Source organism: Pseudomonas sp. GW821-FHT07B01, from assembly GCF_059419065.1.
In genome coordinates this window covers 68444-82572 of the sequence record NZ_JBWKRA010000001.1, presented here as the reverse complement: position 1 = coordinate 82572, position 14129 = coordinate 68444, and the positions used below count along the sequence as shown (strand labels likewise).

Below are 14129 nucleotides of genomic sequence, written 5' to 3'. Positions count from 1 at the left end.
GAAAAGGAGCCCCACAGTGATCGACACATTCAACAGAACCGGCCCGCTTATGGAGGCCTCGAGTTACCCCGCCTGGGCGCAGCAACTGATCCAGGACTGTAGCGAGAGCAAGCGTCGGGTTGTCGAGCACGAACTGTACCAGCGCATGCGCGACAACGCTCTCAGCGCCAAGACCATGCGCCACTACCTGATTGGTGGTTGGCCGGTGGTGGAACAGTTTGCCTTGTACATGGCGCAGAACCTGACCAAGACCAAGTTTGCCCGTCATCCTGGGGAGGATATGGCGCGCCGTTGGCTCATGCGCAATATCCGCGTGGAGCTCAACCATGCCGACTATTGGGTCAATTGGGCGCGGGCTCACGGCGTCAGCCTTGAAGAACTCCAAGCGCAGGAGGTGCCGCCCGAGTTGCACGCCCTGAGCCATTGGTGCTGGCACACCAGCTCGGCGGATGCGTTGATCGTCGCGATTGCCGCCACCAACTACGCGATCGAGGGGGCGACGGGGGAGTGGTCCGCCGTGGTCTGCTCTACCGGTGTGTATGCTGCCGCCTTCCCTGAGGAAGATCGCAAGCGGGCGATGAAGTGGCTGAAGATGCACGCCCAATACGACGACGCCCACCCTTGGGAAGCCCTGGAAATCATCTGCACACTGGCCGGGACCAACCCGAGCAAGGCCCTGCAGGAAGAGTTGCGCCAGGCGGTGTGCAAGAGCTACGACTACATGCACTTGTTCCTGGAAAGCTGCATGCGTCTAGAGAATGCGGAAAAAGACAAGGCGCCAGCCGTTCGCGAGCGCCCTGTGCGCATCGCCAGCGAGGCGTGATGTAGCGGTTCGGGTGGTACTTGTGGCGAGGGAGCTTGCTCCCGTTGGACTGCGTAGCAGGCCCATTCTTTTTAAATAAAGAACGGTGCCGCTTCGCGCCCCAGCGGGAGCAAGCTCCCTCGCCACAACTGGCCTTATCCCGCCATCGCCAAGCGGTTGCGACCTTCGCGTTTGGCTACATACAACGCATTGTCGGCACGGCGTAGCAGGCTTTCAGCCGACTCGGCCGCCAGCAGCGTAGAACAGCCGAGGCTCACGGTCAGTTCTATTCGCGTGCCCTCCACCCAGTAGTCCTGCGCTTGTGCCGCCTGGCGCAGGCGCTCTCCCACCATCCTCGCGGCATCGCGACCGGTGTTGGACAGCAGGATCAAAAACTCCTCCCCGCCAAACCGAAACACCATGTCCACGTTGCGCAGCTGGCGTTTGATCGCCCCGGCTACGGCGCGCAGCACGCTGTCGCCCGCAGCATGCCCATGGGTGTCGTTGATTTTTTTGAAGTGGTCGATGTCCAGCATCAACAACGACAGCGGGTGCAAATGCCGGCGTGCCATGTCGATTTCTCGCTGCAGCGTCTGGTCCATGGCCACACGGTTGCCGGTTTCGGTCAACGGGTCACGCAGGGCGCTGCGGGTGGCGGCGCGGTAGAGCAGGGCGTTGCGCATCGGATAAAGCAAGGTCACCAGCAGGAGTTCGAGCTGGCTCAGTTCTTCTTCAAGCAACCGCTGGTTGCGACGAAAGACCAGCTCCCCCAGGTGTTCGCCTTCATGGCTCAGGGTGTAGCTGACGGAGTGATGACCCCGGTGGCCAAACTCCAGGCGCAGGTCGCTGGCGGCGTGACGGTATTGCAACGCGTCCAGCGGCACCAGGCGCTGAACCTCACGAAAGAACAGGCCCAGGATGCGCTCCGGCTCCAGGCTGGTCTGCAACTGCTGGTTAAGTTGCTGGCGAAGTTCAGCGAGGGTGGCGGGGCGGCGTGGGCGCAAGGATGGCTGGCCAAATCCCAGGCGTTGCAATTTGGCACTGTCAAAGTCAATTGCGTTGGTCTGGGTAGGGGTTTTCATAAGCGCGTGGCCTCTAAGCACTGGGCTGTCTTACAGGCGGGATGAGGGTGGCGAGTGCCAAGCGTCTTACTGATCCTTCAGTTCCGTAAAACATTGGAAACAGTTTAAACCGCTTTTCATTGGGTTATAACCCCGGGGCACTGCCGCACGTCTTGTCATCGCCGAACCTGCTTGAACAGTACTAGAGCGAGATTCATGCCAAGTGTATTTGGTTGGTAAAAATCCTTATAAATCAATTAACTAATTTTTAAGTAAGAAAAGTCTGTTAAAGCATGGCGCCAGTTATTTGGCTGATTTGGGCCGGCGTTACTGCCGGCCCGGTTAACCTTACTGTTTCGGTGGGGCGAGTTATTTGTCGCAAATAAACAACGCTTCGGTTATCCGCACACAACGTACACCATCCCTCATCACTACTAGACCAAGGTGGTACGGTCGATCTGCGCGATGGAGGTGACCCCGGTCAGGGTCATGGCCACGCGCATTTCCTTGGCGAAGATGTCCAGCAGATTCTCTACCCCATGCTGGCCCTCGGCGGCCAGCGCGTAGGCGGTGGCGCGCCCCAGCAGGCACGCCTTGGCGCCCAGGGCGAGCATGCGCACCACGTCGAGCCCGGAGCGAATGCCGGAGTCCACCAGCACGGTCAAGTCATCGCCCACCGCTTCGGCAATTGGCGGCAACGCCTTGGCCGTGGACAGCACCCCGTCGAGCTGGCGGCCGCCATGGTTGGAGACCACGATGCCGTCGGCCCCGAAACTCACCGCGTCCTTGGCATCCTGAGGGTCGAGGATGCCCTTGATGATCATCGGGCCTTTCCAGAACTCGCGGATCCACTCCAGGTCTTTCCAACTGATGGATGGGTCGAAGTTGTTGGCCAGCCAACCAATGTAGTCCTCCAGGTGGGTGGGTTTGCCCAGATATTTGGAAATATTGCCCAGGTCGTGAGGGCGGCCCATCAAGCCCACATCGAAGGCCCACTGCGGCTTGGTCACCGCCTGCAACATGCGTCGCTGCGCTGCGTAGGGGCCAGACATGCCCGAGTGCGCATCGCGGTAGCGTGCGCCGGGTGTGGGCATATCCACCGTGAACACCAGGGTGGTCACGCCAGCTGCCTGCGCCCGCTCCAGAGCGTTGCGCATGAAGCCGCGATCCTTGAGCACATACAGTTGGAACCAGATCGACTGCGGGCTTTGCGAGGCCACTTCCTCAATCGAACACACCGACACTGTCGATAGGCAAAAAGGGATGTTTTTGTTGGCCGCCGCCTTGGCTGCTTGCACTTCACCGCGTCGCGCATACATGCCGGTCAGCCCGACCGGGCTGAGGATCACCGGCATCGCCAGTTCGGTGCCGAACAGCTGGGTGGCAAGACTCAGGTCGTCGACATTGCGCAGGATGCGTTGGCGCAGGCTGATCTCGGCCAGGTCCGAACTGTTGGCGCGCAGCGTGTGCTCGGCGTAGGCGCCGCCGTCGATGTAATCGAACAGAAAGCGCGGCAACTTGCGCTTGGCCGCAGCGCGGTAGTCGGAAGCGGACGAGATGATCATCGACGGTGTCTCCACAGGGCAAAGTGCTACACCCTAAGCAAAGTTATGCCATGATGAAAACAACTTTTATCACTGCCATCCAGTCGTTATAGGAATACTGATGAACCTACGAACATTGCGTGCGTTTGTCGAAGTGGTGCGCCAGGGTGGGTTCTCCCAGGCGGCCGAAGTGGTTGCCCTGACCCAGTCCACCGTCAGCAAAGCGGTCAAGACCCTTGAGGACGAATTAGGCATGCCGCTGCTCAATCGCCTTGGCCACAAGAACGAACTCACCGCCGCCGGCGAAATTGCCTACCGCCGCGCCTTGGTAATGCTCGCCGAACGCACCGACCTGATGGCTGAAATCAACGACCTGCGCGGCCTCCAGCGCGGCGTGCTGCGCATCGGCCTGCCGCCGGTAGGGTGCGGAGTCTTGTTTGCGGCGATGTTCGCCACTTACCGCAGCCGTTACCCGGGCATCGACATCGAACTGACGGAGTACGGCAGTAAAAGGCTGCGCGAATGCCTGGAAGCAGGGGAGGTGGACCTCGCCGCCTTGCTGCTGCCGGTTGATGAAGGTTTTGACTACCAACCGGTGCGCAACGAGCCATTGATCGCCGTATTGCCCATAGGTCACCCACTGGCCCAGCGCGAGCGCATCGACTTCACCGACCTGGCCGACTCACCCTTCATCCTGTTCGAGGCCGGCTTTGCTCTCAACGCCAAGATCCTCAGCGCCTGCGAACGCAAAGGCGTGACACCCAAAGTCACCGCTCGCAGTGGGCAAATAGACTTTATCGTCGACCTGGTCACCGCCGGGCTGGGCGTCGCCTTCCTGCCCCGGATGCTGGCGCACAAACACCAACACCCCGGCATCGCCTTGATCCCCCTGGACGAGCCTCATACCGATTGGCACATCGCCCTGGCCTGGCGCGCCAGCGCCCACTTGCCACCGGCAGCGCGGGCCTGGTTGGAACTGGCCAGGGAACCGTCGTATTCAAACGAACAGGGGGGCGATTTGCGGAAAATTTCTGAGGGTGCTTGACTTCTTCTTTTTAATCAGTAACATACGGCGTATTCCGCGATAGCTCAGTTGGTAGAGCAAATGACTGTTAATCATTGGGTCCCTGGTTCGAGTCCAGGTCGTGGAGCCAGATAGAGAAAAGCCTGCAGAGATGCAGGCTTTTTTTTGCTTGGGATTTGACCCAGCAATCCAGACGCTTAGCGCGCTTCCTATGACGCCATCAATGGGCATGATCCGTATGCTTATTTGAAGGCCGTGCTCACGCGCCTGCCGTTGCAGCGGGCGAGTGAGATTGAAGCGGCTTGGTCCTACGCGATTTTGATTACTACCTTACCAAAGGCGCCTCTGGCCAGATGTTCGTACGCTTCGCGTGCTTGATCGAATGGATACACGTGGTCGATTACCGGGCGAATCTTGTGCTCGTTCAAGAATTCGTTCATTCGGTCAAATGACGAGCGTGGAGCAACGGCTATGCCGCGAATCGTTGTTTGCCGGAAAATCATAGGCATCAGGTTCAAGGCGGAGGTCTGGCCTGTCAGAAAGCCGATCTGTGCAATACGTCCACCTGCCTTTGTCGCAGCAATCGATTGGTTGATGCCGTCCCCGCCCGCCACATCCAGCAGCAGATCCACTCCCTTGCCGTCAGTGAGCTTCAGAACTTCCTCTGCCCACTCAGGGGTGGTGCGATAATTCACACCCGCAACCGCGCCCAGTTTTTTTACAGCTTCCAGATTGTCATCACGGCTGGAGGTGACGATAACCTTGGCTCCCAAAGCGGTAGCAATTTGTGCTGCAAAAACAGAAACACCTCCAGAGCCCTGAACCAAAACGGTTTGGCCGGCCTCTATCTGGCCATAGTCGACGAGCGCATACCACGCCGTCAGAGCAGCAATTGGAAGGGTCGCTGCTTCCTCATCAGACATATTGTCGGGGGCACGTACTGCGCTGTCTTCATGGATGATCATGTATTGCGCCAGACCACCAGGCAATGGCGAGCCGAAGCAGTAGTTGGGTTCATCTGGCCCAGGCATGCCGTCCAACCAACGGGAGTAGAGGTGTGAGTTGACCCGATCTCCGATAGCAAAGCGGCTGACACCTTCACCTACTGCCACGACAGTCCCCGCCGCATCGCTGACGGGGATCAGCGGCTTGGGCACCATGTGAGGTTCATAGATGCCGTCAACGATGGCCTTGTCCCGGAAATTGAGTGATACGGCGCCTACTTTAACCAGCAGCTCACCCGCTCGGGGCACGGGGGTTTCCGTTTCGCCCTGCACGAGATTATCCAAGCCGAAATCTTTTAGAAGCCACGCTTTCATTTTCTGTCTCCAACAATTTTGAATGTGCAGGGGAGCAAAGCTCCTCCTTTACGCTGAGGACATTGTTAAGGTTTCGCGGCCCTGGATAAATGTGCAGAAAGCAACAGGATTGTTATCCTGATAAGCAACAATCATCCAGTTAACTCGCTTCCCGAGAAGAGACTTATGGAGCTTCTACAGTCGATGCAAGTATTCGCCAAGCTAGCGGAGTTGGGGAGCTTCACCAAAGTCGCTGAGGCAATGCAGGCCGGGCGACCGCACGTCACACGCACCATTCAGGATCTGGAAGCCTCGCTGGGTGTCCGTCTGTTCCAGCGCACTACGCGTAAAGTAAAACTGACTGCTGAGGGAGAGCGGTTCTACGAACGCGTCAAAGAGATTTTGGCAACCATCGCAGAAACCACTTCCATGTTCGACCGTAGTGGATCGACGTTGCGAGGGCGGCTTCGAATTGACATCCCTACTGCATTTTCCCAGCGCAGCTTCATGGAAAGCCTTAGGAGGTTTACCGAGGCATTTCCCGAAATCGAGCTTGTGCTAGGCGTGACCGACCGTACGGTAGATCTCGTAGCCGAGGGCATCGACTGTGTATTGCGAATGGGTGAACTTCCGGATTCAAGCATGGTGGCTAGAGAAATTGGCACCGCCACCATGGTGACCTGTGCGTCTGCAGGTTATCTCCAAGCCTGCGGTGCACCCATAACCCTACAAGATCTAGTAGACCACCAATGTGTCAGCTTCCTTTCCGGTCAAAATAACAGACCGCTGCCTTGGCACTTCTCGGTAGACGGCGAAGATCGTCCACATACGCCTCGGCGTGGAATCACCGTGAATGAGTCGAATGCCTACGTTCAATGCGGTGTTGCAGGCTTCGGCATTGTTCAAGCGCCTGGAATTGCCGTTGAGACATTCCTCGCAAGCGGAGAACTGATCGAAGTGCTCAAGGCATTTCGTCCAAAGCCTCGCCTGGTTTCCGTGCTTTATCCAAGCAGAACGCATCTTGCGCCTCAGGTCGAGGCATTTGTGGATTGGCTGAAGGAACATTTTCCGGTGCTACACCCCAACTGGTTCACAGCGCACTAACCATTGTTTTGTAGTGGGGCTAGTCGTAACTGGCCAATGTTGATTTTGTCCAAGTCTGGCCTCCTAGCTTCCTGAGGGCGGCAAGGCGTCAGCTCTCCATAGGCGTAGGAACACCCATTCACCTGGTGCTAGCGAATGTGGCCGCGGAAGTATCAACGGCCTTTAATAATCACTATTATAAAAAGCTATGATTCAGTGCATAGGTGTAGACGCTAACTCAAAACCACCATTGATAACGAACTGAACGCCCATACAAACCAGTAGAAAACCAACGACGCGGGAAATTGCATCGATTCCTGACTCACCAAGCACTTTCATGATTCGCCCTGAACATCGTAAAGCTATCCAGAAAATAAGCGCAGTAATGATGAATACGGTTGCGGCTGCAAGGTGAATGACGAGTGGCAGGGTCTGGTAGGTCGACTGCAGGGTAGAGGCGGAGCTGATAAGCAACGCTATCGTGCCGGGGCCTGCTGCACCAGGAAGAGCTAAAGGTACAAATGACAGATCGCGGAAATGTGGGGTTGATTTCTCTTTCTCTGAAAGGAAATCTTTCTGAACCTCTGTTTCGTCAGGTGTCGTTGCTGGAAAAAGCATGGCGAAACCGATGTAGGTAACGATCAGGCCTCCGGCTATTCTCAAGCCGGGGACAGATATTCCGAATACCTGCATTACCAGGCTGCCTCCGTAGAAGCTGACAAACATAATCAGAGCTACATATAAGCTTGCCTTCAGGATTTGCCGGTTACGCTCTACTGTAGGCAGCTTTCCTCCAAGGCCTAGTAAAAGGGAGATGCTAGTTAGAGGATTGGCCATAGGAAGCAGGGCCAATAGTCCAATAAGAACATGATGAAAGTAATTGCCCATAGTGTTTTTACTCGGTTATGCAACGAATAGGAGGCTATAAGATTATTAAGGTCGTACGTCATCTGCCCTAACGAACCGATATCAAGTCAGGGGTCAATCGGGGAAGTATTTTTTTGCCTCTTCCGTGGTATAGCGCAGAAAGATCTGCACCGCCTGCGGAATCAAGCGTCGTGACAGTAGAAAAGCATACAGCGACATGTTCTGGAGGGTATAGCCAGGTAAAACACGTACCAGTTTTCCGCTCTCTACGGCCTCATTGGCGCTGGGCAAATTGAACTGCGCGATGCCAAGTCCGCGCAGAGTAAGATCCATGCGCGCATCGTTCGGTGTGGCAAGCAGGATGGCTTGCACCGGCATCAGGTGTTTATGTCCTTGGGGGTCGATGAGCTCCCACTCGGGTTCTCCCTGACGCCCAAGGCAGGGCCATTGCAGGAGATCGTCCGGTACACGGGGAGGTTTCCTGCCGGCCAGTAACAGGGGAGAAGCGAATAACCCTTGTGGCATTGAACAGATTGGCCGAGCAACCAGCGACTTGTTAATCACTTCGGCGCGGCGATGACTGAAGTAGACATCCACTGGCTCTTCAATGGGGTTTGGCACGCGTGTGCTGGCCTCCACTTCAAAATGAATTTCGTGCTGTTCTTCCAGCATTCGAGCGATAGCCGGGTTGATAAACCAGTGCACAACCTCGGGCGATCCGACGACCCGGATACGTCCTCTAATTTTTCCATCATCCGACTTGATCGCGCTTTCAACCTCCTGAAGGCCTTCGAACAAGGGCGCGATTTCGCTATAGAGCCGCTCGCCCGGGTCCGTCAATCGCATAGAGGGCATCCGATTGAACAAGCGCAGACCCAGATGCTCCTCCAGCCGGGTCACGGCGCGACTGATGCTTGAAGTGTTCTGCCCAAGCCGTTCAGCCGCACGGCTGAAGTTCAATGTTTGCGCGGCAACGAGGAAGGTGTGGTATTCGCTCCACATGGCGTTGCTTTTATGCAATGTATAGTTGCTCCATATGGCATGGCTAAAATTAATAGACTAACACTATCATCACCAAGTCTGAGAGCCATTTAGCGTATAGGAGTTCAACTGTGACCTCGATAAATCGTATTTTTGCCAGCCTAGTTGCCTTGATGGGGCTGGGGCTATTGTTAGGTGGAGCTTACCTCTTAACCCTTGGCGGATCGTTTTATTACGTGCTGGCCGGATGGGCCTATCTGAGCGCTGGCGTCATGCTTTGGCGTAGGCAAGTTTGTGGAGTATGGCTGCTGGTAGCGGTTGCCGTGCTGAGTGTTCCATGGGCGCTCTGGGAGTCAGGCACGTTCTATTGGGCGCTGTTTCCACGCCTGCTCGTACCGGCAGCGTTGGCGAGCATCGGCTTGCTCCTGTTATCCACTTGGTCGCCTGCGGACTCCCGGCGTCGGATACGCGGCCTGGGTGTACTAGCGCTATTAGGGACGGCTGTGTTCTTTGGGTTTGCCTTTACTCCACATGGTGTCGTCTCGCCTGTCTCGGGCACACCTTTTACTGCCGCAGCCACAAACACCACGCCTTCAAATTGGTCCGCATATGGCCGAACCACTGCGGGTACGCGCTACGCGCCCTTTACGCAGATCAACCGTGACAACGTTCAGGACCTGAAAGTGGCCTGGACCTATCGTACCGGCGCGAAGATCCAGTTGGACAAGGGCGCCGTGGATTCGAACACCCCATTGCAAATTGAAGATACGTTGTTCACTTGCACACCCGATGATCGCATTGCTGCCATCGATGCAGATACGGGGGTAGAACGTTGGAAATTCGATACCCATAGTGCATCTCCTATCTGGAACCGTTGCCGCGGCCTGGGTTACTACAAGCTCAAGGAGGCGCCGGCTGATGGCGTCTGTGCGGAACGAATCGTCAATTCCACCATCGATGCGCGTCTGATCGAACTAGATGCCAAGACCGGCAAGCAGTGCCCAGGTTTTGGCAGCGACGGCGTCGTCGACCTGAAGCAGGGCATGGGCGACGTTAAGCCTGGGTTCTACTTTCAGACCTCCGCGCCGCTGGTGGCGCGCGACTACATTATTATCAGTGGCTGGGTAGTTGATAACTACAGCCGCGGTGAGCCGTCAGGTGTGATCCGCGCCTTTGATGTCCGCACCGGCGCACTGGCATGGGCGTGGGACCTGGGCAACCCGGACATAACCGGTTTGCCACCGGCGGGGCAGACCTACACGCCCGGCACGCCCAACATGTGGACCGCCGCTGCCTATGACGACCAGTTGGGTCTTATCTATGCGCCGCTGGGAAATGCCACGCCGGACTTTTTCGGCATGGAGCGACCACCGCACTCGGATGAATACAACTCTTCCCTTGTCGCCCTCGATATCATGACGGGCCGCCCGAAATGGAAATTCCAGACCGTCCATCACGACATCTGGGACTACGACTTGCCTTCTCAACCCGCGCTGGTCGATTTGCCTGACGGCCAAGGCGGAACCATCCCCGGGGTATTGCAAACCACCAAGCGTGGCCAGCTTTTCCTGTTAAATCGCGCCACCGGGGAGCCGATTGCGGACGTCGTCGAAAAGCCCGTGCCTACGGCCGGTGCGGTACCTGAAGAAAAGCTTTCGCCTACACAGCCTTATTCGGTAGGGATGCCGACTATCGGTGCCGAACACCTCACCGAGAAGAAGATGTGGGGGGCAACCATGTTCGACCAACTCATGTGCCGCATCATGTTCAAGCAACTGCGCTACGAGGGCGACTTCACGCCGATCGGTCTGACCAAGGCGCTGGATCAGCCCGGCAATATCGGAGGATTCAACTGGGGTAGCGTCTCCTACGACCCCGTTAATCATCTGGCTTATATGAACGATATCCGGGTGCCGAACATCTTTTGGCTGATGCCTCGTGATGAATTCAATACTTGGACAAAAACCCACCAGATCGAGGTGAGCGGACATGGGCCGTCACCGCAGTTGAAAACACCTTACGGTCAAGCCATTTATATCTGGATGTCATCCCTAGGGGTTCCGTGCAACCAGCCACCCTATGGGACCGTCACGGCGGTCGATCTGAATACGCACAAGGTGGCCTGGCAAGTGCCGGCTGGCACCACAGAGCAATTGGGGCCACTGGGTATCGCATCACACCTGCCCATGCCCATGGGCATGCCAACTTATGCAGGAACGATGACCACGGCAGGCGGCCTCGTATTCTTTGCCGGTTATCAGGACTACTACATCCGGGCATACGACGGGCAAAGTGGCAAACTCGTCTGGGAACATGAATTACCGGTCGGCGCCAGCGCCACGCCGATCTCCTACGTCTCGCCGACGACGGGCAAACAGTACGTTGTCATTTCCGTAGGCGGGGCAGCGCATTCTCCCGACACCGGTGACTATGTAATGGCCTTCAGCCTTCCGACATCCCAACCGTGAAGCGTCTGCAGCGACAGCAAAAGAAGGCGTTACCTGTACATGGCCAGCGCTGAATACGTGTTCAAAGCTGACGAGAAACCGGCGATGGCGGGCAGTCCTTATAAGCCCAGGCTGTCGCCGGCCAGGCGTGGCATATATTTTGTCGTAGGCTTATTCCTCGGGACCTGCACGACGCTGTGCAACGGCCTGGTGGCGAGCAATCTAGGCGTAATCTCTGGCTCTATTGGCGAGTACACGGCTCAGGTCTCATGGTTGGTGGCAGTTTTTTTGGCGATCAATGCCAGCGCCAACCTGACCTTGGTCAAGGCCCGGATGCAGCTCGGAATCCCTTTGGTCACGGCAAGCATTGTCGGTACCTACATCGCTGCCTGTGTGCTGCAGTTACTGTGGCCCACTTTGACAACTGCGGTCATTGCCACGGCGATCAACGGCTTGATGTGCGCGACGTTGATCGCCTTGAGTACCTATTATCTGATGCAGGCCCTAGCCCCATCGGCCCAGCCGATGGCCCTGATTATCAGCGTAGGGCTTACCCAGATAGGATCGCCGGTGGCGCGCATGATTCCCGTGGAGTTTCTCGCCTCGGAACATTGGTTGGGGCTGCACTTGTTGAATCTGGGCATTGGTATGGCGGTGTTGGGTGTGACGTTGGCGGTGCCTTTGCCACGCAGTGATAGGGCCAGCGTGTTTTCTGCCTCGGACGCAGTCGTGATTGTATTGCTGGTTTCATCCTTCCTGCTGTTTGCCGGTGTGCTTGGCCTCGGCCGGAGCTATTGGTGGACCGACGCGCCCTTTCTCGGCTGGATGCTGGTGGCGGCTATCTCGTTGCTGGTGACGGTGGTGTTCATTGAACGACGTCGGCTTCAGCCGCTGTTGCAATTGGAATGGCTGGGCAGTTTCGACTTGATGCGTTTTGTTGCGATTGCGCTGCTGGTTCGGCTATCGCTGGCCGAGCAGACTTTCGGCTCGGTAGGTTTGCTATCAATGGGCGGGCTCAATAACGATCAGTTGCGTGTCCTGTTTGCGTGCGTACTGGTGTCGATGCTGATGGGGATCGTCGTCGCTTGCCTGACGTTGTCGCCCAAACGTATCCCCTGGCAGGTCATGGTCGCGGCGTTGTTTATCGCAACGGGAGCGTATCTGGACTCGCAATCCACCAGCCTCACGCGTGCGCCGCAACTGTACCTGAGCCAGTGTTTGATTGGGTTCGGTGCGACGCTGTTCATCGGGCCTGCCTTGATCTTTGGCTTTCTCAAACTGTTCGCGAAGGGACCTCAGTACATGATCACGCTCGTGGTCCTGTACGGGGCGAGCCAGAGTATCGGCAGCCTGGCAGGGTCGGCTGTAATGGGCAGCTACGAGTTCATCAGAACCCAGTCCCATATCGCTAGCCTGGCGGACAGTGCGCCGATCACCAATCCCCTTGTCGTAGCGCGCCTCGGCATTGGCGAGGCGTTGCTTTCGAGTCATATAGCCGACCCGGAACAGCGCCAGAAACAGAGCAGCAAGCTGCTAGGACAAGCGTTGCAGCAACAGGCTAGCGTACTGGCATTCAATGACGTCTTTCGCATCGTGTCAGCGCTGGCTTTTGGCACCGCGATGTATGTGTTTTATCTGCAGATGTCGGCTTTTTTCCTCTCGCGCATCCGTCGCGAGCCTGAGAACGTAAATGACTGATTCCATGACTGTTCCATCGGATGTTGAACACACTGCTTCTCATTGGTCGCCCCCGCCCCGGGGCCGTTTGCAAGGCATCATCATGGTGCTGGCTGCGATTGGCGTTATTACGATCGTCCTGTACATCTGGAAGTTGCCGCCTTTTGACGCAGGTCTGCAACAGACAGATAACGCCTATGTGAGGGGGAGAACCACGGTGATTGCCCCTCAGGTCAGCGGCTATATCGTCCAGGTGGCCGGGCAAGATTTCGCGCAGGTCAAGCGAGGCGAGGTCCTTGTGCGTATTGACGATGAGGTCTATCAGGCGCAGGTAGATGAGGCGACGGCCAATCTTGGCGTCGCCAATGCCGACCTCTCCAACAACCAGCAGGCGCACGCTGCTCGCATGGCGGGCATCGAGAGTCATGTTGCAGCTATGGCCGGTGCGCAGGCGCGCTTATTGCGTGCCCGCGCTGACATGCAGCGCGCAAACGCGTTGGTCATCGATGGCGCCATTTCTACGCGCGAGCGCGACCAGGCACGAGCCGATTTCAGTCAAGCCCAGGCCGAGGTACAGCAGGCGGGTGCGCAAGAGTCGATTGCTCGGGAGGAGTTGCGTACCGTGGATGTCGGCCGTGAAGGTCTGGAAGCCCAGGTGCGGGTGGCACAGGCAAAACTGCGTGCGGCTCAGATTGATCTTAATCACACGGTCATCCAGGCGCCGGAGGATGGCGTGCTCGGAGAAGTGGGCGTGCGGTTGGGCCAATTCGTGACCCACGGCACACAATTGATGTCGGTAGTGCCCGCTGATCACTGGATAGTCGCGAACTACAAGGAGGCGCAGACTAAGGCTATTGCGCCCGGCCAGATCGCGACGCTCAGGATTGATGCGTTAGGAGGGGCGACGCTAACGGGGCATGTCGAGCGGCTCTCACCAGCGACGGGCTCGGAATTCGCGGTGCTCAAGCCGGACAATGCAACGGGCAATTTCGTCAAGGTACCGCAGCGTATCGGGGTGCGCATATCTGTTGATCCGGACCAGCCTTTCGAGTCTTCGCTGCGCCCGGGCATGTCGGTTGAGGTCGATGTCGATACGCGTCATCGGTGAGGAGGCGGCTATCAGCATTCAGTTGCTGTTGAGAGTCCCAGGACCCCTCCGTGAATTTCCCTGACTTCTTACGAGCTGAAAGCATCAGCGCTTTTTGAGCATCATTGAGTTCGCGGAACCGGGCGATTTTGTTGACCTCGTCAGGCGGCATGTTCAGACATATCCACCACTCAATCAGGTTCAGCATCGGTTCTGCCGCTTTGGGTATTGGAGGAGCGGTTCAACGGTGAAGCGCGC

At 57.1% G+C, this 14129-nt stretch carries 11 protein-coding genes, 1 tRNA gene and 1 pseudogene; 8 read left to right on the top strand and 5 right to left on the bottom strand.

Annotated elements, in window-relative coordinates; translation table 11 throughout:
* Positions 1 to 49: 49 nt before the first annotated feature.
* Positions 50 to 823: an iron-containing redox enzyme family protein gene (locus AC07S6_RS00435; protein ID WP_153474739.1), complete on the top strand. Its 774-nt coding sequence runs from the start codon at positions 50 to 52 to the stop codon at positions 821 to 823.
* A 134-nt stretch (positions 824 to 957) separates the two neighbouring features.
* Here AC07S6_RS00435 and AC07S6_RS00430 read toward each other — a convergent pair whose 3' ends face one another.
* Positions 958 to 1884, bottom strand: coding sequence for a GGDEF domain-containing protein (locus AC07S6_RS00430; RefSeq protein WP_014719251.1), 927 nt, complete (start codon positions 1882 to 1884; stop codon positions 958 to 960).
* Between the two features lie 413 nt (positions 1885 to 2297).
* On the bottom strand, positions 2298 to 3428 hold the full coding sequence (lldD, locus tag AC07S6_RS00425) for an FMN-dependent L-lactate dehydrogenase LldD (RefSeq protein ID WP_137270654.1): 1131 nt from the start codon (positions 3426 to 3428) through the stop codon (positions 2298 to 2300).
* Between the two features lie 100 nt (positions 3429 to 3528).
* Here lldD and AC07S6_RS00420 point away from each other — a divergent pair, with 100 nt between their 5' ends.
* The 3 genes and pseudogenes from AC07S6_RS00420 to AC07S6_RS00410 form a co-directional block, all read left to right on the top strand.
* The gene (locus tag AC07S6_RS00420; protein WP_495111489.1) at positions 3529 to 4452 is read left to right on the top strand and encodes a LysR family transcriptional regulator; all 924 of its coding nucleotides are present in this window, start codon (positions 3529 to 3531) and stop codon (positions 4450 to 4452) included.
* Between the two features lie 33 nt (positions 4453 to 4485).
* A tRNA-Asn gene (locus AC07S6_RS00415) sits at positions 4486 to 4561 on the top strand.
* A gap of 89 nt (positions 4562 to 4650) precedes the next feature.
* A pseudogene (locus AC07S6_RS00410) lies at positions 4651 to 4809 on the top strand (transposase domain-containing protein); the annotation flags it as partial.
* Here AC07S6_RS00410 and AC07S6_RS00405 read toward each other — a convergent pair.
* The gene (locus AC07S6_RS00405; RefSeq protein ID WP_014719248.1) at positions 4740 to 5750 is read right to left on the bottom strand and encodes a zinc-dependent alcohol dehydrogenase family protein; all 1011 of its coding nucleotides are present in this window, start codon (positions 5748 to 5750) and stop codon (positions 4740 to 4742) included. The pseudogene AC07S6_RS00410 and the gene AC07S6_RS00405 overlap by 70 nt on opposite strands.
* Before the next feature lie 183 nt (positions 5751 to 5933).
* Here AC07S6_RS00405 and AC07S6_RS00400 point away from each other — a divergent pair, with 183 nt between their 5' ends.
* Positions 5934 to 6833 (top strand): LysR family transcriptional regulator, encoded by a 900-nt coding sequence (locus AC07S6_RS00400; protein WP_495111488.1) that lies wholly within the window; start codon positions 5934 to 5936, stop codon positions 6831 to 6833.
* Between the two features lie 192 nt (positions 6834 to 7025).
* Here AC07S6_RS00400 and AC07S6_RS00395 read toward each other — a convergent pair whose 3' ends face one another.
* Together AC07S6_RS00395 and AC07S6_RS00390 are read right to left on the bottom strand one after the other, a co-directional pair.
* A complete protein-coding gene (locus AC07S6_RS00395; protein WP_014719246.1) occupies positions 7026 to 7700 on the bottom strand; it encodes a MarC family NAAT transporter in 675 nt (224 codons plus the stop codon).
* Positions 7701 to 7793: 93 nt separating this feature from the next.
* On the bottom strand, positions 7794 to 8699 hold the full coding sequence (locus tag AC07S6_RS00390) for a LysR family transcriptional regulator (RefSeq protein WP_069868682.1): 906 nt from the start codon (positions 8697 to 8699) through the stop codon (positions 7794 to 7796).
* A gap of 92 nt (positions 8700 to 8791) precedes the next feature.
* On the opposite strand from AC07S6_RS00390, the gene AC07S6_RS00385 reads away from it, so the two are divergent.
* From AC07S6_RS00385 to AC07S6_RS00375, 3 genes are read left to right on the top strand one after another with little or no spacing between them, the layout of a single operon-like run.
* Complete coding sequence (locus AC07S6_RS00385; RefSeq protein WP_495111487.1) at positions 8792 to 11128, top strand: membrane-bound PQQ-dependent dehydrogenase, glucose/quinate/shikimate family; 2337 nt, start codon at positions 8792 to 8794, stop codon at positions 11126 to 11128.
* 39 nt (positions 11129 to 11167) lie between these two features.
* Complete coding sequence (locus AC07S6_RS00380; protein ID WP_495111486.1) at positions 11168 to 12805, top strand: MFS transporter; 1638 nt, start codon at positions 11168 to 11170, stop codon at positions 12803 to 12805.
* A complete protein-coding gene (locus tag AC07S6_RS00375) occupies positions 12798 to 13892 on the top strand; it encodes an HlyD family secretion protein (protein WP_495111485.1) in 1095 nt (364 codons plus the stop codon). The genes AC07S6_RS00380 and AC07S6_RS00375 overlap by 8 nt, the downstream gene beginning before the upstream one ends.
* The last annotated feature ends 237 nt before the right edge of the window (positions 13893 to 14129 follow it).

Coding starts and splice junctions, on each gene's coding strand:
- AC07S6_RS00435 (WP_153474739.1), top strand. CDS start 50: ATGGAGGCCTCGAGTTACCCCGCCTGGGCGCAGCAACTGATCCAGGAC.
- AC07S6_RS00430 (WP_014719251.1), bottom strand. CDS start 1,884: ATGAAAACCCCTACCCAGACCAACGCAATTGACTTTGACAGTGCCAAA.
- lldD (WP_137270654.1), bottom strand. CDS start 3,428: ATGATCATCTCGTCCGCTTCCGACTACCGCGCTGCGGCCAAGCGCAAG.
- AC07S6_RS00420 (WP_495111489.1), top strand. CDS start 3,529: ATGAACCTACGAACATTGCGTGCGTTTGTCGAAGTGGTGCGCCAGGGT.
- AC07S6_RS00405 (WP_014719248.1), bottom strand. CDS start 5,750: ATGAAAGCGTGGCTTCTAAAAGATTTCGGCTTGGATAATCTCGTGCAG.
- AC07S6_RS00400 (WP_495111488.1), top strand. CDS start 5,934: ATGCAAGTATTCGCCAAGCTAGCGGAGTTGGGGAGCTTCACCAAAGTC.
- AC07S6_RS00395 (WP_014719246.1), bottom strand. CDS start 7,700: ATGGGCAATTACTTTCATCATGTTCTTATTGGACTATTGGCCCTGCTT.
- AC07S6_RS00380 (WP_495111486.1), top strand. CDS start 11,168: ATGGCCAGCGCTGAATACGTGTTCAAAGCTGACGAGAAACCGGCGATG.
- AC07S6_RS00375 (WP_495111485.1), top strand. CDS start 12,798: ATGACTGATTCCATGACTGTTCCATCGGATGTTGAACACACTGCTTCT.